At 66.0% G+C, this 16,882-nt stretch carries 18 protein-coding genes; 9 read left to right on the top strand and 9 right to left on the bottom strand.

Features of this window, described 5'->3' with window-relative positions:
• Positions 1-8: 8 nt before the first annotated feature.
• Together IT430_11240 and IT430_11245 are read right to left on the bottom strand one after the other, a co-directional pair.
• Entirely contained in the window at positions 9-1,619 is a 1,611-nt protein-coding gene (locus IT430_11240) for a type II/IV secretion system protein (protein ID MCC6908508.1), read from the bottom strand.
• Entirely contained in the window at positions 1,616-2,860 is a 1,245-nt protein-coding gene (locus IT430_11245) for a hypothetical protein (GenBank protein ID MCC6908509.1), read from the bottom strand. Before IT430_11245 ends, IT430_11240 begins: the two co-directional genes overlap by 4 nt.
• 312 nt (positions 2,861-3,172) lie before the next feature.
• Here IT430_11245 and IT430_11250 point away from each other — a divergent pair, with 312 nt between their 5' ends.
• Together IT430_11250 and IT430_11255 are read left to right on the top strand one after the other, a co-directional pair.
• Entirely contained in the window at positions 3,173-3,808 is a 636-nt protein-coding gene (locus IT430_11250) for a CDP-alcohol phosphatidyltransferase family protein (GenBank protein MCC6908510.1), read from the top strand.
• A gap of 25 nt (positions 3,809-3,833) precedes the next feature.
• Positions 3,834-4,376 (top strand): phosphatidylglycerophosphatase A, encoded by a 543-nt coding sequence (locus tag IT430_11255; GenBank protein ID MCC6908511.1) that lies wholly within the window; start codon positions 3,834-3,836, stop codon positions 4,374-4,376.
• 21 nt (positions 4,377-4,397) lie between these two features.
• Here IT430_11255 and IT430_11260 read toward each other — a convergent pair whose 3' ends face one another.
• Complete coding sequence (locus IT430_11260) at positions 4,398-5,327, bottom strand: SUMF1/EgtB/PvdO family nonheme iron enzyme (protein MCC6908512.1); 930 nt, start codon at positions 5,325-5,327, stop codon at positions 4,398-4,400.
• 364 nt (positions 5,328-5,691) lie between these two features.
• Complete coding sequence (locus IT430_11265) at positions 5,692-6,165, bottom strand: hypothetical protein (GenBank protein MCC6908513.1); 474 nt, start codon at positions 6,163-6,165, stop codon at positions 5,692-5,694.
• A gap of 363 nt (positions 6,166-6,528) precedes the next feature.
• Here IT430_11265 and IT430_11270 point away from each other — a divergent pair, with 363 nt between their 5' ends.
• From IT430_11270 to smpB, 4 genes are all read left to right on the top strand, one after another.
• A complete protein-coding gene (locus IT430_11270; GenBank protein ID MCC6908514.1) occupies positions 6,529-6,936 on the top strand; it encodes a bifunctional nuclease family protein in 408 nt (135 codons plus the stop codon).
• On the top strand, positions 6,933-8,210 hold the full coding sequence (truD, locus tag IT430_11275) for a tRNA pseudouridine(13) synthase TruD (GenBank protein ID MCC6908515.1): 1,278 nt from the start codon (positions 6,933-6,935) through the stop codon (positions 8,208-8,210). The genes IT430_11270 and truD overlap by 4 nt, the downstream gene beginning before the upstream one ends.
• A gap of 86 nt (positions 8,211-8,296) precedes the next feature.
• Positions 8,297-9,412, top strand: coding sequence for a glycine cleavage system aminomethyltransferase GcvT (gene gcvT, locus IT430_11280; GenBank protein MCC6908516.1), 1,116 nt, complete (start codon positions 8,297-8,299; stop codon positions 9,410-9,412).
• Between the two features lie 99 nt (positions 9,413-9,511).
• Positions 9,512-10,000 (top strand): SsrA-binding protein SmpB, encoded by a 489-nt coding sequence (gene smpB, locus IT430_11285; GenBank protein ID MCC6908517.1) that lies wholly within the window; start codon positions 9,512-9,514, stop codon positions 9,998-10,000.
• A 99-nt stretch (positions 10,001-10,099) separates the two neighbouring features.
• On the opposite strand, the gene purH is transcribed toward smpB, so the two are convergent.
• Positions 10,100-11,665, bottom strand: coding sequence for a bifunctional phosphoribosylaminoimidazolecarboxamide formyltransferase/IMP cyclohydrolase (gene purH, locus IT430_11290; protein MCC6908518.1), 1,566 nt, complete (start codon positions 11,663-11,665; stop codon positions 10,100-10,102).
• A 72-nt stretch (positions 11,666-11,737) separates the two neighbouring features.
• Complete coding sequence (locus IT430_11295) at positions 11,738-12,904, bottom strand: PQQ-binding-like beta-propeller repeat protein (GenBank protein ID MCC6908519.1); 1,167 nt, start codon at positions 12,902-12,904, stop codon at positions 11,738-11,740.
• A 161-nt stretch (positions 12,905-13,065) separates the two neighbouring features.
• Between IT430_11295 and IT430_11300 the strand changes: the two genes are divergently transcribed.
• Positions 13,066-13,665: a riboflavin synthase gene (locus tag IT430_11300; protein MCC6908520.1), complete on the top strand. Its 600-nt coding sequence runs from the start codon at positions 13,066-13,068 to the stop codon at positions 13,663-13,665.
• A 67-nt stretch (positions 13,666-13,732) separates the two neighbouring features.
• Complete coding sequence (locus IT430_11305; protein ID MCC6908521.1) at positions 13,733-14,194, top strand: GNAT family N-acetyltransferase; 462 nt, start codon at positions 13,733-13,735, stop codon at positions 14,192-14,194.
• A gap of 13 nt (positions 14,195-14,207) precedes the next feature.
• Here IT430_11305 and nth read toward each other — a convergent pair whose 3' ends face one another.
• The 3 genes from nth to IT430_11320 are packed head-to-tail and all read right to left on the bottom strand — an operon-like array spanning position 14,208 to position 16,030.
• Positions 14,208-14,915: an endonuclease III gene (gene nth, locus IT430_11310; protein ID MCC6908522.1), complete on the bottom strand. Its 708-nt coding sequence runs from the start codon at positions 14,913-14,915 to the stop codon at positions 14,208-14,210.
• A complete protein-coding gene (locus IT430_11315) occupies positions 14,916-15,557 on the bottom strand; it encodes a hypothetical protein (protein ID MCC6908523.1) in 642 nt (213 codons plus the stop codon).
• Positions 15,554-16,030, bottom strand: coding sequence for a molybdenum cofactor biosynthesis protein MoaE (locus tag IT430_11320; GenBank protein ID MCC6908524.1), 477 nt, complete (start codon positions 16,028-16,030; stop codon positions 15,554-15,556). The genes IT430_11315 and IT430_11320 overlap by 4 nt, the downstream gene beginning before the upstream one ends.
• A 99-nt stretch (positions 16,031-16,129) precedes the next feature.
• Here IT430_11320 and IT430_11325 point away from each other — a divergent pair, with 99 nt between their 5' ends.
• Entirely contained in the window at positions 16,130-16,867 is a 738-nt protein-coding gene (locus IT430_11325; protein MCC6908525.1) for a hypothetical protein, read from the top strand.
• Positions 16,868-16,882 lie beyond the last annotated feature (15 nt).

Genomic DNA, 16,882 nt, shown 5'->3' on the forward strand with positions numbered 1-16,882 from the left:
TCCGACGGTCAGGACGCCTTCGTCCCACCGGTCATCTGCAGTTCTTCCTCGGCGTCCTGCGTGGCGCGCAGCACTTCGTCAATCGTGGTTCGACCGGCGGCGGCCTTGATGAGCCCGTCCGTTCTCATGCGCAGGTGCGTATCGTGCGCTTCCTTGAGGATGTCCAGCGCGCCCAGGCGCTGGCTGATGGCGCGGCGCATCGAACCGTTGATCTCGAGCACCTCGAAGAAACCGATGCGCCCGCGATAGCCCGAACCGTTGCACTTCTCGCAGCCGGCGCCTTCGTAGCACTTGCCCTCGAACATCGCCATCTCGGCCTGCGACAGGCGGTGGCTGACCGCTTCGGGGATCGGCACGTGCCGCCGGCAGTGCGGACAGATGCGCCGCCCGAGACGCTGGGCGATCACCCCCTCAAGCACCGACGACACCAGGAACGGCTCCACGCCCATGTCGATCAGGCGCGTCACCGCCGACACCGCGTCGTTCGTGTGGATCGTTGAAAACACAAGGTGGCCCGTGAGCGCCGAGCGCACGGCGATCTCCGCCGTCTCGCCGTCGCGGATTTCGCCGACCATGATGATGTCCGGGTCCTGACGCAGGATGCTGCGCAGCCCGCTGGCGAAGGTCAGCCCGCGCTTGGGATTCACCGGAATCTGGTTCACGCCGTGCAGTTCGTATTCGACGGGGTCCTCGATCGTGATGATCTTGAGTTCAGGCGAGTAGATCTTCTGCAGTCCGGCGTAGAGCGTCGTCGTCTTGCCGCTGCCCGTCGGTCCGCTCACCAGCAGCATGCCGTGCGGCACATCCAGCAGGCGGTCCATGACCTTGACGTCCTTCTCGCTCATTCCCAATTCGGTCAGATCGAGCGGCAGCGTGCCCTTGTCGAGGATGCGCAGCACGACCGACTCACCGTAGAGCGTCGGAACGGTGCTCACGCGCAAGTCAACCTTGCGGCCTTCGAAGCGCAGCGTGATGTGGCCGTCCTGGGGCACGAATCGCTCGGCGATGTTCATGCCCGCCATGATCTTGATGCGCGAGATGATCGCCGGTTGGAGATGGCGCGGCGGAGGGGTCTGCTCATTAAGCACGCCGTCGATGCGATACTTGATCTTGAGTTCGGTTTCGAAGGGCTCGATGTGCACGTCCGAAGCGCGGCCCTTGATCGCCTCGAGGATGATGAGGTTGACCAGGTTGATCAGCGTGGGCTGCTCGGCCATGCGGTGGAGGTCATCCGCCTCGATGGCTTCGATGTTGCGATCGAGGATGTCCTCGCCGCCGCCGTCGCCGCGCAGGCTCTCGGCCATGCGCGCCGCCGTCGTGCCGTATTGCGCTTCGAACAGCTTCTTAAATGGCGCGGCGCTCATGCCGCAGCGCACGACCGGCCGCTGGGCGAGCACCGCCACCTCGTCGGCCGCGGCCAGATCGAGCGGATCGAGCATCACCACGACCACCGCGTCACCTTCGAAGCGCACCGGCACGAGACGATGGTCGATGGCTTGCTCGGCGGGAATGACCGACGCGACGGCCGGATCGACCTGCTCAAGCGGTTCGTCGTACCACTCGATGCCCAGCCGCGTGCAGCGCTGACGCACTTGGTTTTCGACGGTGGTTTCACTCATTGGCGGCGGTCACCTTCATTTTCAAAACTCACCCCTCGCGTCAGTGCCTGCAACTGGTCGGGCCTGAGCACCGTGCGGATGCTTGCGAGCGTGGACTGAACGAGCGACTGGCGCGAACTCAGCAGCGACTGCGCCCGCGCTTCGAGAGCCCCCGGATCGCCCGCCCCACCCTGCTCCACCCGGCCGTCGCCCTGCTGCGTCGGCGGGTTGAGGCGCTGCATTTCCCTCGTCAACTCGACTTCAACCAGTTCGCGGTTAATAGGTTCCAGACGGGCGTGGTAGTCGCCCACCATCCCGCTCAGGGCGCTGTCCTGCTCGGGCGTCAAAGCGGCCAGCTGGCGCACCCGCGCCACGTCCGCCGCCACCGGGTCCGAGCCGAACACGCGCGGCCAGACCCTCTTTTGAAACGATTCGCGGAAGCGCCGGCCCTCTTCGGGCGGCAGCTGCTCGGCAATCCGGTCAAGGTACTGCAGGTTCAGATCCCGCAGTTGAATGTGCAGACGAATGAGCCGCTGCTGGAGCGAATCCATCCGGCTCGGGTTGTCCTTGGCATCCGCCTGATAGGAGAGCGCATCGAGCTGGTCCGCCACGCGGAGGCGTTCGGCCAGCGGCGTATCAAAGTCGATCGCGTACTGGTCCACCACGCCCTGGCAGTGCTGCCGCACTTCATCAGGCAGATCGAGGTCGTCGAGCAGGGCCACGAGATCGACGCGCTCGGGCATGAGACGCGCCCCCAGCAGCACCCCGACGCGCCGCAGCCGGTCGCGCTCGAAGCGCGGCCAGCGGGCCGCCTGATCTTCGGTCACCAGATCTTTCACGTCGGCGAAGAAGCTGGTTTCGTAGGCGCTGGACTGGCGGCCCCATTCGGCCCGCTTGCGCTCGTAGTCGCCGATCAACTGGTTCAGCGTGCCGATGTCCTCGCCCTTCTGCACCGACGCCTCGCGGAGGCGAGCCAGTTCGGCGTGGGCTTCATCGGCCGAGGCGTTGAACGCGCTGCGGTAACCCTGGTACATGGCGCGCACGAGGTCTTCCTGGCTTTCGTCGAGGTCGAGCGTCTCGACGAGCGCTTCGACATCCTCGCCGGTGACGGTGGGGATGCGTCCCTGGTAGAAGGTGCGCATGGCGATCTGCGCCGCGGCGCTGCGACCCAGCCCGAGAACCGCGGCCGCGCCGAGCACCAGCAGCGCGCACCGCAGCACGATGGACGGGCGGGTGATCAGACTGGCGCGCGATCGTGGCATGGCGCTGCGTTTCCTGCTCTCAGAACGCGGGTTTTTGCCTTCCAGACCCGCGGGACCATAGGATGATCGTAGACGAGACAGCGGACGACGCTGCCCGCGCCACGGCCAAATTGCCCAGGTCGGACTTGTACTCTGGAATCGGGTGGCTTCCTCGGCCCCACCTCGGATCACCCTACCGCTCCGGACATCCATCAAGACGTACCAACGTCGGCGATCCGGCCCCGATTGCAGTGCAATTGGCGCGCTCCGGGTTATCGCTCCGCCCCCCCGCTCATCCGCCGCTCACACCCGCCACGCTACCATCTCTCGACCATGTCCACCGCCGTCAAGCGAGCCCTGCCCAACCTCATCACACTGACGCGGCTTGTGCTCGCTATCGCCTTTTTCGTCCTGCTGGCGTGGTATCGCTACCCCGACTCGCCGCGCTGGATCATTAATACATCCATCGCCCTGTTCCTGTTCGGCGTGCTGACCGATGCGCTCGATGGCTACCTCGCCCGCCGCTGGCAGGCGGTTTCCGTCTTCGGCCGGGTGATGGACCCGCTATGCGACAAGATACTCATTCTCGGGGCCCTCATCATGCTCACCGGGCCCGGCTTTGTCTGGATCGACCTCAGCCAGCCGGCCCAGCCCCGTCACGTGCTCATCACCGGCATCTACCCCTGGATGGTCGTCATCATCCTCTTTCGCGAGATGCTGGTGACCGGCCTGCGCAGCCTGGCCGAGAGCCGGGGCATCGAGTTTTCCGCCGCGCTCTCAGGCAAGGCGAAGATGATCCTCCAGTCGGCCGTCATCCCCATCGTCCTGCTGCTGGTGGGCAACTTCGACCCGCGTGAGCAGCAATGGGCGGCCGTGGTGCGCGATGTGCTGGTCTGGAGCATGCTCGTGGTCACGATCATCAGCGGTGTGCCGTATGTGCTGCGGGCCCGGCTGCTGCTCAAGGCGTAATCGAATCGCGACCGATGGACTCAGGGTGTGGCGCAAATGGATCATCACGGTCGGTGGACTGGGCCTGCTGAGGCCGGCGCCGGGCACGTGGGGTAGTCTGCCGCCCTGCGCTCTGGCATTCATCGCCGTCTGGCTCGGGGCTGAGGCGCTCACCATCAACCTGATGCTGCTCGCGCTCGCGGCTGCGTCGAGCGCGGCGTGCGTGGCGCTCGGGCCCTGGGCGGAGCGGCAGTTTCAGGGCAAGGATCCCGGCGTGGTCGTGCTCGACGAGACGGCAGGCATGAGCCTGGCGCTGCTGCTCGTGCCGCTGGCGCGCCGGATGGCAGAAGGGGCGGCCGACAGCGCGGCGGCGGGCGCGGACAGCGCCTCGATCGGCTTTGCCTTCATCGTGATCGCGGCGGCGTTTCTGCTCTTTCGCATCCTCGACATCATCAAGGTGCAGCCGGCGAACCTCATCCAGCAGTTCCCCGGCGGCTGGGGCATCCTCCTCGACGACCTCGTCGCCGGCCTGTACGCCAACCTGATCCTCCAACTCTTCCTGCGCCTCGGCCTGCCGATGCTGGCGTGAGCAGGCGATAATGAGTCACCGTCATCGTCTTTTGCGGGGATACAGCATGAGGCTGAGAATCACAAGAATCATGCCGCTACCTGCACTCGGGATTGGGGATACGATCCGAAACGATACCCTGTTCAGATTCAGCGTTCCGCCGAAGTATGCGCCCTGCCAGTCGCGATGTGCTTTGTCGTCGTACAACCTCACCCCAAAGAAATCTGAGCCTCGTGTAACGTAGGCGATGCCATACGGTTCGCCGTCCGTGTACCATGACGCAAGAATCTCTCTAGCGTTTCCCGCCATGTCGTAGACACCCCAAGGGCTGTATGTGAGCGGGATCGAGCCCACCGGCTCGGAATAGACAGCGTCGTAGATGGCACTGTTGCGAGGATCGGCGTCCATCCGAAACCACGTGTCCGGCTCGTCATCATGGGTCGTGGGATAGGTCCAGTATCCCGCCTCGCCCGCGCCATAGCGGTTCGGGTCGAAGTACGCCGCCTTGTACCATTCATCCTCGCTGACCAGCCAGAACCTTGCATTCGGCTCGTGGCTCATTGAATCGGTGTACAGTCCGTTCTGGTCAAACCCCCACTGGCTCGTGTCGTATGCGCCGTAGTCGGTCGTGGATAGGTCATTCTGCATCCCGTTGTGCAGCCAGTTCATCATGCGGAAGAAACTTCGGTGCGTCACGCGGACAACGGGATTATTCTGCTTGCCGGCCACAACTTCATAGCGGTATCCGCCGCGCCCGTTGTCGAAACGTCGAATCTCATCGGGCCACCTTGGCTGGATCGACGGCAGCCAGAGTTCGTGAGGGTCGCTTTCAACCGCCACCGAGTTGAGAAAGGCCGCGTACTGCGCGTTCGTCACTTCGTGGGAACTAATCGAATAGTTGTAACCAACGCGACCCCATCTGCGGTAGTACTGGTCCGGAGTGTCTGCCTGGTTGCCCGCGGCTCGGACCACCGCGAATTGGGGTCCAGCGGCCCGGTCCAGTATTCGCCGCTTTGAGCCGCAGCGCTGTACGTCGCGGCTCCGAGCGTCAGTACAAGAAGCATCCGTTGCATCATCGCGGTCCTCACTGATGCGATGCGGGCGTGCGACGGCGATACTGCGGCCATACCAGTTGATCCGCTGGCCTCGCGCATCTCACGGCGATCATACCGGCGTCGACGTTGGGACTGCAATCTTAGACGCATAGGACAACGGGCCGCTGATCTGCTCATCGGCCCGCGCACCTTGGACTCGCCTGGTTTTTCATCGATCGCGCTGCCGCTGCTGCGCCGCAGGTGCTCACGCGTCCGCCTCGCGCTCACACCCGCTCACCCACTCACCCCGCCAGTCCCATCACCCTTCCGCTGCCCAGGTTCATTCCCGGCAGGCTGTAGTGCACCTTGAGCATCGCCTCGACACTCGCGGGCGTGGCGATCACAAACGACACCGGCTCATCGATGTGCCACGTGACGAAGCGCACAGCGCGCGGCAGGTGCTCGACGGTCGTGCCCATGAGCAGTTCATTGCCATGCCGGCGCAGCGGGATGATGCCGAACTGCCAGGCCTGGCGGCGGCTGAGCAGGCTGCCCACCTCGCGGTCGATGCGCTCCCTGCCGAGGTCCACCGTGCCGGTCATCATTTCGTACTGTTTCGCCCAGGCGCCTTCGATCTCGCTGACGCTCAGGCCGAAGAGTTTTTCGGCGAGGTAGCCGAAGGGCCGGCCGCCCTGCCGCTGGGCTTCGAGGATTTCCTCGACCTGTTCTTCGGTGAGGTGGCCGAGTTGCACGAGCAGTTCGCCAAGACGGAGCATGATGCCCTCCCATCCCGCAGTTCAGACGCCGCCCGCCGGCGGCCGATTCCCGATCGGCCCGCCGCAATCAGACAGCGCTGCACCTTCGTGGCCTGCCATCGACTGCATTCGAGGAATAATCGAGAGCGGACGGCAGGAAATGCGCCCGGGCCCGCCGCCTTCACGCCCTGCGCCGTCTGGCGCGTGTGGGCGCGAAGGGTCGCGCGGTTTTGAGCCGGCGGGGTTTGACAGGCGCTTATGGGAACTGCGGCGCCGGCGCGCCATCCGGCTTCATGCGCCGGCGGCCATTATCAGCCCCTGCCCCGCGACCGCCCGCGTATCATCCACCGATCGCCCGCCCGCGGGTGAAGATGGAGACGAGTCATGGCCGTGCGGATGGAACTCAGCCGCATCTTCATTCGGGAACTCAAAGACCTGCAGTTCATCGAACTGCAGGAGGTGGACGGCGAGCGGAGTTTCCCCATCGCCATCGGCCTGCCCGAGGCCCAGGCCATCGAGCGCCGCCTCAAGGGCCTTGAGCCGCCGCGGCCCCAGACGCACGACCTGCTGGCCTCGACGATTGACGCCCTGGGCGGCGAACTGGAACACATCGTCATCCACGACCTGAGCGACAACACGTTTTTTGCCAAACTGGTCGTCAAGCAGGACGGCCGGGAGATCGAGATCGACAGCCGGCCCAGCGACGCCATCGCGCTGGGCGCCGCCACGAACGTGCCCATCTTCGTCGAAGAAAAGGTGCTCGAGCAGGCGGGCAGCGAGGAGCCGACGTGAATGAGACCTTCGTCGGGATTCCACGCCGTTTCCTGACGACGGACGAGCCCGGCATCGGCGGCCGGCTCAAGGCCCGCCCCGAGGATTTCCTCGTCGAGGAACTGCCCCTCTACCAGCCGTGCGGCAGCGGCGAGCACATCTACCTCTTCATCGAAAAGATCGAGCGGCCGACGCTGAGCGTCATTCGCGACATCGCGCGCAGCCTGCACGTGGGCGTCGGCGCCGTCGGCTATGCGGGGATGAAAGACAAAGTGGCCGTCACGCGGCAACTGCTCTCCGTCCACCTGCCTCAGGGCGATGCGCACCGAGTCGCCGAAGAAATCAACGTCAGCGGCGTGCGCGTCCTGTCGGCCGAGCGGCACCGCAACAAACTGCGCGTCGGCCACCTGCGCGGCAACCGCTTCTCCATCCGCATCCGCGACGTGAACATCAGCGACGTCACGCGCGCCGGGCGGATCCTCACGCGGCTCGAAAGCGGCGGTGTGCCCAACTTCATCGGCGAGCAGCGCTTCGGCTACCACCAGTTGAATCACGAGATCGGGCGGCTCTATCTACTGCGCGACTGGAAAGGCGTGTGCGACCTGCTGCTGGGCCCCACCGCGGGCGAGGATGATCAGGCGGCCGAGGCGCGCGCGGCCTACGCGCGAGGCGATCTCGATGCCGCCATCAAGACCTGGCCTTCGGCCGGATCGCACGAGACGCGCGTGCTCGCGTCGCTCGCCGCCGGCCGCTCGCACCAGCAGGCCGTGCACGACGTGAACGAAGCGGCGCTGCGCTTCTTCGTCACCGCGTTTCAATCGGCGATCTTCAACCGCATCCTGGCGCAGCGTCTCGACGCCGGGCGCTTCGATCAACTCCTGCCCGGCGACATCGTGGGCCGGACCGATGACAGCCACAACCTCTTTCGCATCGGCCCGGAAGAACTCGCCGACGAATCGGTCCTCGAACGGTTTGCCAGCCTCGAACTCTCCGCCACCGGCCCGCTGTGGGGAACCGAGATGCGCCGGGCCGAAGGGCCAGTCGATGAAGCCGAGCTGGCGGCGCTGCACGCCACGGGCGTGAGCCTCGATCACTTCGACGAATCCGCCGTGGACGTGCGCGGCACGCGGCGCTCACTGCGCCTGGCGGTGCGGGCGTGCGAAGTCTCGGCCGGCAGCGACGAGCACGGGCCGTACATCCGCGTGGACTTCGAGTTGCCGCGCGGCGGCTTTGCCACGACGGTGCTCGACGAGGTGATGAAGTCGCCGCAGCGCGACCACCCGTGGGGCTCGTGACGCCGATCGACCGCCACCGCCGGGCCGAGCACCGGGCCCGAGCGTGGTAGAATTACCTCTTTGCACCCCTCACAAGGACTCCGCCCGTGCTCCGCACTCCTTTCTATCAGTTCCACGTCGATCGCGGCGCCAAGCTCGTTGAGTTCGCCGGCTGGGAAATGCCCATCATGTACACCTCGATCATCGAGGAGCACCAGCAGGTCCGCACCGCGGCGGGCATGTTCGACGTCTCGCACATGGGCCGCGTCCACTTCAAGGGGCCCGAAGCGCGCATCTTCCTCGAGCGGCTCTGCACGCGCCGCGTCTACGACATGGCCGAGGGCCAGTGCCGCTATAGCCTCGTGTGCAACGAGCACGGCGGCGTCAAGGACGATGTGCTCATCTACCGCTACGGCGAGCAGGATTTCATGCTCGTCGTCAACGCCTCCAACCGCGCCAAACTCATGCAGCATTTCAACGCCGTGCGCGGCGATCTCAAACTCGACATCGACGACCGCACCGAGAAGACCGCCATGCTCGCGCTGCAGGGGCCGCGCGTCATCCCGCTCGTAGCCGACTTCAGCAGCGAGATCCCCGCACTTAAGAACTACCGCTTCTGCGTCAAGAGCCTGCTCGTGTTCAAGGTGACCATCAGCCGCACGGGTTACACCGGCGAAGACGGCATCGAGATCATCCTCCCGGCCAACATGGCGAGCAAAGCCATCGGCATGATGCTCGACAAATCCGGCTCGGCCAAAGACATCGTCAAGCCCATCGGCCTGGGCGCGCGCGACACGCTTCGCCTCGAGGCGGGCATGCCGCTGTACGGCCACGAGATGGATGAAGAGACGGACCCCGTCTCCGCCGGCCTCAACTTCGGCATCAACCTCGACAAGGACGAACTCGAAGGCGGTGAAAACTTCATCGGCCAGAAGGCCCTCAAGGAAATCGCCCGCGTCGGCCCGAAGAACAAGCTCGTCGGCCTCCTGCTCGACGGCAAGCGCACCGCACGCCAGGGCATGGCGATCAAGCACGGCGACCGGAACGTCGGCCGAGTCACCAGCGGCTGCATGAGCCCGACGCTCGGCCGCCCGATCGCGATGGGTTACGTCCCGGCTGAACTGAGCGAACCCGATACCGTGGTGCAGGTCGATCTCGGCCGCGCGACCGTGGATGCGACGGTGACGAAGATCCCGTTCTATAAGCGGCCGAAGAAGAGTTAGCCGCAAAGAGGCACAAAGGGCGCAAGATGGGATGGTCGGTAATGACTTCTGATTCGAACCGTTTGTGCCTTCTGTGCCTTTTTGCGGCTTTTCAGTAACATGGCCAAGGGCAAGAGCAAGCCATCTTCGACGCCTGAGATCAACAATCGCAAGGCGCGGCACGAGTACCACATCCTCGAGACGCTCGAGTGCGGCATCGTGCTCGTGGGCAGCGAGGTCAAGGCGGTGCGCGCCGGGCAGGTCTCGCTCAATGAAGGCTTCGCCCGCGTCGATGAACGCACCGGCGAGTTTTTCCTTTACGGCGTGCACATTTCCGACTACGCCCCGGCGCGCGGCAGCGTGAATCGCCACGCCCCGGCCCAGGTGCGCAAACTGCTCGCCCACAAGCGCGAAATCCGCAAACTCGCTGCCGAGACCCGCGTCAAGGGCACGACGATGGTTCCGCTCAAGATGTACTTCAAGGACGGGTACGCGAAAGTCCTCATCGGCCTCGCCACCGGCAAGGGACAGTCCGACAAACGCGAAGATGTCAAGAAGCGCGATGCCCAGCGCGACATGCAGCGCGCCATGACGCGCAAGCGCATCTGAACAGCATTCACGGAATCCCTCAGCGCACTCGGCGATCTCTGCGGTAAACCCGCATTTGCACGGGCGCATGCGTCACGCGCGGATGAAGGGCAGCGCCGGTCAATGCCTGAAATGCCGCACGCCCGTAAGCAGGCACGTCACGCCGCGCTTCTGGCACAGATCGATCGTTTCCTGGTCGCGTTTTGAGCCGCCGGGATGGACGATGCACTTCACGCCTGCGTCAATGAGCACCTGCGGCCCGTCGGGGAACGGGAAGAACGCGTCGGACGCGGCAATCGCGCCGCGGGCCCGCTCGCCGGCCTTGCCCACCGCCAGCCGGCACGAGGCAACGCGATCCATCTGCCCCGCACCCGCGCCGTACAGACGGCCGCGACCGCCGATGGCGATCGCGTTGCTCTTGAGGTGCTTGGCGATGGTCCACACCACGGCTGCGTCGGCCAGCAGAGCCTCGTCGGGCGCGGGGCCCGCGGCGTGCTGCCACGTCTCGGGCTGCGCCTTTCGGCGGTCCTGGTCCTGCACCAGCAGACCGCCGGGGATCGAGCGGATCTCGATCTTGCGATCGGTCGTCGGCGTGTGATCTCCCACCGCCAGCAGGCGCACGTTGGCCCAGCGCTGCGCCAGCATCTCGCGCGCGGCCGGCTCGAACGCCGGCGCGATGACGACCTCGAAGAACTTCTGACCATCGACCACGTGCCGCGCCGTCGCTTCATCGACGGTGCGGTTGAACGCGACGATCCCGCCGAAGGCCGCCAGCGGATCGCCTTCGTACGCAGCCGTGAACGCATCGGCGGGCGACTCGGCGACGGCGGCGCCGCACGGGTTGGCGTGTTTGATCACCGCCGCGGCGCTCTGGCTGAATTCGCGCACGAGCAGCAGGGCCGCGGCGCTGTCGCCGACGTTGTTGTAACTCAGCGCCTTGCCGTGCAGCAGATCGGCATTGACGATGCTCGGCCCGCGCGACGCCGGGTCGCGATAGAGCGCCGCCTGCTGGTGAGGGTTCTCGCCGTAGCGGAGATCGCTGACCTTGGTGAAACTGATGCGGAGCTGGTCGGGGAACGTTCCGACCTGGCGGCGGTTCATCCACGCCGCGATCATCGCGTCATACTCGGCCGTGCGGCTGAACGCCGCCGCCGCCAGATCGGCGCGCAGTTGGCGCGTCGTCGCGCCGTCGTGGCTGTCGAGCTCATTGGCCACGCGGTCATATTGGTCGGGAGAGGTCACGACGGTGACGAACTGGTGGTTCTTGGCCGCCGAGCGGATCATGGCCGGCCCGCCGATGTCGATGTTCTCGATCGCTTCCTCGAACGTCACATCTTCGCGCCGAATCGTCCTGGCAAAGGGATAAAGATTGATGCACACGAGATCGATCGGCTCGATGCCGTGCTCGGTCATCGCCTGCACGTGCTGCGGCTGGTCGCGCCGGGCCAGCAGCGCGCCGTGTACGGCCGGGTGGAGCGTCTTGACGCGGCCATCCATGATCTCGGGAAAGCCGGTCATATCAGAGACGGCGGTCACGGCGATGCCGGCTTCGGCGAGCGCGCGGGCCGTGCCGCCCGTGGAGACAATCTGCACGCCGCGCCGCGCCAGCACGCGCGCAAAGGGAATCAGGTCGGTCTTGTCGCTCACGGAGATGAGCGCCCGACGGATAGGCACTTGGTCGGTCATGTCCCATGATAGTCCGCGAGGGCATTCCGCCGCGCCGCGGAGCCGACCGTGATTTCACGACTCCCGCCGCGTTCAGGGAATCAGTTTGATGATCCGTCCCGTGCGGCTCATGCCGTAGATCGTGCCGTTTTCGATGCGATCTGAGCGGACGATGGAGATGTCGGGGCAGTGCGCCTGGCCCAGCACCGAACCGTCGCGCTCGAGCACACGGTAGAACGTCGAGCCCTGGGCGCCGCGGGTATCGTCCTTGTCCCAGACGATCAGCTGGCCGTTCTTGCGCGCTACGACGGTACCGCCGCGCACGGGCGTGGCGAGCCATTTCTCCACGCCGGTCCTCGAATCGATCGCGTGGAGCCCCTTGCCCGGCTCCGCCTGGTACACGATGCCGTCAATAAGCTTGGGGTCGTCGGTGAGCGGCTGCTGGCAGCGGAAGCGCCACACCATCTTGCCATCCGCGATGCGAAACGCCCAGAGCGATTGGTCGAGGCCGGCGACGTAGATCGCATATTCGCCGATGGCGGGCGTGGCGCTCACGGGGTCGCGCACCGCGGCCGACCAGATGCGCGAGTTGTTCACGCCGTCCATGAGGTGGATGCCGCCCGACTGCGTGATGACGGCGAATTCATTGCCCAGCACGATCGGCGGATGGGTGACAGACTGCGCCGACTCGAGCCGGTAGGCCATCTGCATCAGGCCGACGGCCAGGTGGTGATACACGATGCGGCCGTCCGAGGTGCCGTAGATGAGATACGGTCCGAAGATCACGCCGGAAGTCAGCGCGGCGTCCTTGGGCGAATAGCGCTGCTGCCGCTGGAGCCGGCCGGTGGCGACATCGAGGTAGTACAGATCGGACTGCGTCGAGGCGAGGATCTCATCGCCCATCCGGTTCACCCCGCGCAGGTGCTCCAAGCTCGAGCCGACCTGGTACTCCCACGCCGAGCGCCCGTCGCGCGCCGTCAGCGCGGTAAGGATGTTGCGTCCGGTTTCGGAGGCGAGGACGTAATCACCAAAGGGATAGATCTCCAACGCCCGCCCCTGCCCGCTGAGGGCGATCGCCGACTCCCAGGCAATGTTGTAGTCGATCTGGTCGCTCTGCTCGAGGGTGACGAGATACGTCGTCTCGATCGGGCCCTTGCCGCCGGAATCGCACCCGACAGCCGCGAGCATGAGCATCGCCAGCGGCAGCACGGCCGACAACCGGCGAATCCAGTCAATACACCCGGGGCTCCGTCGATTCATGTGGCTTTCCTTCCGAGGCAGGCTGTGACGGCGCGCACCACCTCCGGGGGAGGAAGCTGCGCTGCCGAGACAGCCAGTATTGAGGCGAATCGTCCCTGCGTCAAGCGGCGGCGGGCCCTGGGCCCTTGCTGCCCGCCCGCTGCGCGGCGTAAGGTTCAGCCATGTTCACAGGCATCATACAGCACAGAGGGCGCGTGCTCGAATCCCGGTCCACCCCGGCCGGCCGCTCGCTGCTCATTGATGCGCGGGGCTGGGGCCGGTCGGTCCAGCCTGGCGAAAGCATTGCCGTCAACGGCTGCTGCCTGACCGTGGTCGAGCCCGAGCCGCTGCGATTCGACGTCATCACCCAGACGCTCAATGTCACGACCCTTGGCGATTTGTGCGCCGGGGCCGCGGTCAACCTCGAACCGGCCGTGACGCCCGCCACCCTGCTCAGCGGCCACCTCGTGCAGGGACACGTGGATGGTGTGGGCGTCATCCGCAGTATTCAGACATCGCCCGAAGACGTGCGCGTGCGCATCGAGGCGCCGCCGGAGCTGATGGATTTCATCGTTCCCAAGGGATCGATCACGGTGGACGGCATTTCCCTCACCCTCGCCGAGGTGCTCTCCGATGGGTTTGTCGTCGCCCTCATCCCCACTACACTCGAACTGACAACGCTCGGCGAGGCGAAACCGGATCAGCGGGTCAACCTTGAGACCGACCTGGTGGTCAAGACCATCGTGCACCAGATGCGGCGGATTGGCACAGTTCCTTCTTGACCGGGCCGATTCAGACGATGATGGTTCACCGGGCGCCGCCACTGAGCCGGCCGGACAGGAGGACGCGATGAACGACCTGCGCGTCGATCTCATTGATCCGAAAGACACTGCGCTGATCTCTCACCTGCACAACAGCATGTTCAGGCCCGAGCGCGCGCCCGAATCCTTCGAACGGCGCTTCCGCGGCCGCTACAAGGTCCTCTGCCTGGTCGCGTCGGTCAAGAACGACGCCGTCGGCTTTTACATCGGCTTCGAACTCAAGCCGTCCGTTCACTTCGGCTGGATGGTTGGCGTGGCCTCCGACTTCCGCCGCATGGGAATCGCCGGCCGGCTCATGCACAAAGCCCAGCACTGGGCCAAGAAAGAGGGCTACACCTCGCTGCGCTTTGAGTGCAACAACACCCACCGCCCGATGCTGCACTTTGGCATCTCCGAGAACTACTCCATCGTGGGCATCCGCTGGGATCCGGACACGGCTCAGAACATCATCATCTTCGAGCGCCTGCTCGACAACCTGACGGACGACTAGCCGCGCCCGAGATTCAGCCCCGCTTCCGGCCGTTCGAGCAGAACTGCCGGCAGATCGAATCCTCGCTGCACATTGCGCCGCGCGCCTTGCACACGCGGCGGCCGTGGAAGATGAGCAGGTGCGAAAGCAGGCACCACTTTTCGCGCGGAAACAGCACCATGAGATCGCGCTCGATCTTGCGCGGCTCGGTCTGCCTGGTCAGCCCGAAGCGGTGCGCTACACGCGCCACGTGCGTGTCCACGACCACGCCTTCGTTGATGTCAAACGCGTTGCCGAGCACGACGTTGGCCGTCTTGCGCGCCACGCCGCGCAGCGTGAGCAGTTCATCCATCGTGCGCGGCACCTGGCCGCCGAACTGCTCGACGATCGTGGTGCAGGCGCTGTGCACCGCCTTGGCCTTGCTGCGAAACAGGCCGATCGACGCGATGTACGGCTCGATCTCCTGCGGCGTAGCGCGGGCGAAGTCCTGGGCCGTCTTGAACTTTGCAAACAGTTTCGGCGTGGCCTTGTTCACGCCCACGTCCGTCGCCTGGGCGCTGAGGATCGTGGCGATGAGCAGCTGCAGCGGATTGCGGTAGTCGAGTTCGCAGTGCGCATCGGGGTAGCGCGCTTCGAGCGAGGCGAGGATCGCGCCGGCCCGCTTCTTCTGCGCTCCGGTCTTGCGCGGCGGCGCATCGCTCTTGCGCCGCTTCCGGCCCGACGATTTGGCGGCCGGGCTCATTCAGGAATTCACCCGCTTGAGCAGTTCGGGTTCTTCCAGTTGACCGCTTCGTCTTGCGCCCGGCGTGGCGGGCGATTCAGCGACCGGAGCCGCCAGCGCCGCCGCGGACGCAAAGTAGAAAACGACGAGCAGGCCGAAGGTAATGATCATGACCGTCCTCGCCGTCGGATGATCGGCATCGAACGCGGCCTTGGCCGTCTCCGCCTTGTCGATCTCGCCCGCCTGCGCCGCCGTCCAGTACACGCCGAGGTTGTGATACATCCGCGGCGCGAGCACAAATGTTTTGTACGACACGAGCAGCAGCAGCAGCGCCGCCACGAGCAGGCGCAGCACATTGGCCTTGGCGCGCATCGACAGTTTGAACGCCACGAAGTGACCGATGAGAATGAGGATGACGCCCGTCATCGCGAGCAGTTCGATCACATCCTGCACGAAGAACACGCTGGACATGACGCGCCCGGCCACGAGCGTCGAGTGCAGACCGGTGTACTGCTCAAACTCGGGCACGACCGGCGCGATGTCCTTCATGAGCGAAAAGACGAGCCCCGCCGCCGCGCCCGACAGCACGAGCGAGCCGATCCACAGGCCCAGCAGCAGCCAGTAGATGCCGTTGGCCAGCGCGAACCACCCCGTGCGCGTCATGGCCCCTCCTCCCACGCGTACTCCTCCTCCGCGTAGACCTCGGGCGGCACGTTCTGCCCGCGCGACCACGTGGTGCCGTCGGCCCACACCTCGCTCTTCCAGATCGGAGCCTCGGCCTTGAGCCGGTCGATGAGCATGCGGCAGGCGGCGAATGCCTCGGCCCGGTGCCCCGTCACGACCTGCACGAGCACGCTCGCCTCGCCGATGGGCACATCACCTACGCTGTGATGGATCCGCACGAACAGCGCGCCGTGCTGACTGACCGCATCCCGCGCCAGCGCCTCGAGGATGCGCCCGGCCATGCTCTCGTACGCGGTGTAGCGCAGCAGTTGTAGCGACCCATGCTTCTCGTGCACCTCCGCGCGGCTCCGGCCGAGAAAGGCGCATTCGCCTCCGCCGGGGGAAATCATCGGCGGCGGCACGTACTGCACCGGACCGGGCGTGAAGAGGATGTCAACCGCAACTTCGCTCATGCTCAACGTTTCACCGCAATCGTAGGGGCAGGCCGGCTCCAGGGGCGCTGGGGACGGCCCGCGCGCCATCTCGTCCGCCGGGCACCCTACCATCGCGGCATGCATGCATTCACCCGGCTTGCGCCCGCTCCGACGCTGGCGCCGCTCGCGCGCGACGGCGATCCGCGCGCGGCGCTGCAGCACATCGCGCAGTCGGGCTTTCGCCACGTGCAACTCTCCGCGGCCCTGCCGGGCATGCGGCCGCGCGACCTCGACCGCTCGGCGCGGCGAGATCTGCTGGCGCGCCTGCGGCGCATCGAACTGACCGTCGCGGGAATCGACCTGTGGGTCCCGGTCGAGCACTACACGCTCCCCGAGCACGCGGACCGCGCGGCCGCTGCCGTCCTCGAAGCGATCGAACTCGCTGCCGACCTTGGCCGCGTGCCGCTTTCGATCCGCCTGCCCGACGGCGTGGGCGAGGAGATCGTCAGCGCCTGGCGCAGCCGGGGCGAGACGTGCGGCGTGATCATCGCCGACCACGCGCCGCAGCCGAACGCGCTGCTCGGCTCAGGGATCGACCCGGCGGCGCTGCTCGCGGCCGGACTGGATCCAGTTGCGCTCACGTCCCGGGCCGCGAATCTCGTCGCCGCGCGCTTCAGCGACTACCGCGATGAATCGCGCACGACTCCCGGCGCCGGCCGGCTGGATGTGCTCGCCTACCAGGTCGCGCTCGTCTCGCGGTCGTTCGAGGCGCCGGTGGCGCTGGATCTGCGGCGGGTGGCCGACCCGATGTCCGCGCTGGGCGCGGCTCTGAGTGCCTGGGCGGCCACAGGCCTCCTCCTCGCCGCCGAGCAGTAGCAGTCCGCGCAAAAT

Source organism: Phycisphaerales bacterium (genome assembly GCA_020852515.1).
GTDB lineage: Bacteria > Planctomycetota > Phycisphaerae > Phycisphaerales > UBA5793 > UBA5793.

Excerpts from the sequence above, each read along its gene's own strand:
- smpB (MCC6908517.1), top strand. The coding sequence starts at position 9,512 with ATGGCCAAGGGCAAGAGCAAGCCATCTTCGACGCCTGAGATCAACAAT.
- IT430_11270 (MCC6908514.1), top strand. The coding sequence starts at position 6,529 with ATGGCCGTGCGGATGGAACTCAGCCGCATCTTCATTCGGGAACTCAAA.
- IT430_11265 (MCC6908513.1), bottom strand. The coding sequence starts at position 6,165 with ATGCTCCGTCTTGGCGAACTGCTCGTGCAACTCGGCCACCTCACCGAA.
- IT430_11315 (MCC6908523.1), bottom strand. The coding sequence starts at position 15,557 with ATGACGCGCACGGGGTGGTTCGCGCTGGCCAACGGCATCTACTGGCTG.
- IT430_11300 (MCC6908520.1), top strand. The coding sequence starts at position 13,066 with ATGTTCACAGGCATCATACAGCACAGAGGGCGCGTGCTCGAATCCCGG.
- purH (MCC6908518.1), bottom strand. The coding sequence starts at position 11,665 with ATGACCGACCAAGTGCCTATCCGTCGGGCGCTCATCTCCGTGAGCGAC.
- IT430_11305 (MCC6908521.1), top strand. The coding sequence starts at position 13,733 with ATGAACGACCTGCGCGTCGATCTCATTGATCCGAAAGACACTGCGCTG.
- IT430_11320 (MCC6908524.1), bottom strand. The coding sequence starts at position 16,030 with ATGAGCGAAGTTGCGGTTGACATCCTCTTCACGCCCGGTCCGGTGCAG.
- IT430_11250 (MCC6908510.1), top strand. The coding sequence starts at position 3,173 with ATGTCCACCGCCGTCAAGCGAGCCCTGCCCAACCTCATCACACTGACG.
- IT430_11240 (MCC6908508.1), bottom strand. The coding sequence starts at position 1,619 with ATGAGTGAAACCACCGTCGAAAACCAAGTGCGTCAGCGCTGCACGCGG.
- IT430_11325 (MCC6908525.1), top strand. The coding sequence starts at position 16,130 with ATGCATGCATTCACCCGGCTTGCGCCCGCTCCGACGCTGGCGCCGCTC.
- nth (MCC6908522.1), bottom strand. The coding sequence starts at position 14,915 with ATGAGCCCGGCCGCCAAATCGTCGGGCCGGAAGCGGCGCAAGAGCGAT.
- IT430_11295 (MCC6908519.1), bottom strand. The coding sequence starts at position 12,904 with ATGAATCGACGGAGCCCCGGGTGTATTGACTGGATTCGCCGGTTGTCG.
- IT430_11245 (MCC6908509.1), bottom strand. The coding sequence starts at position 2,860 with ATGCCACGATCGCGCGCCAGTCTGATCACCCGCCCGTCCATCGTGCTG.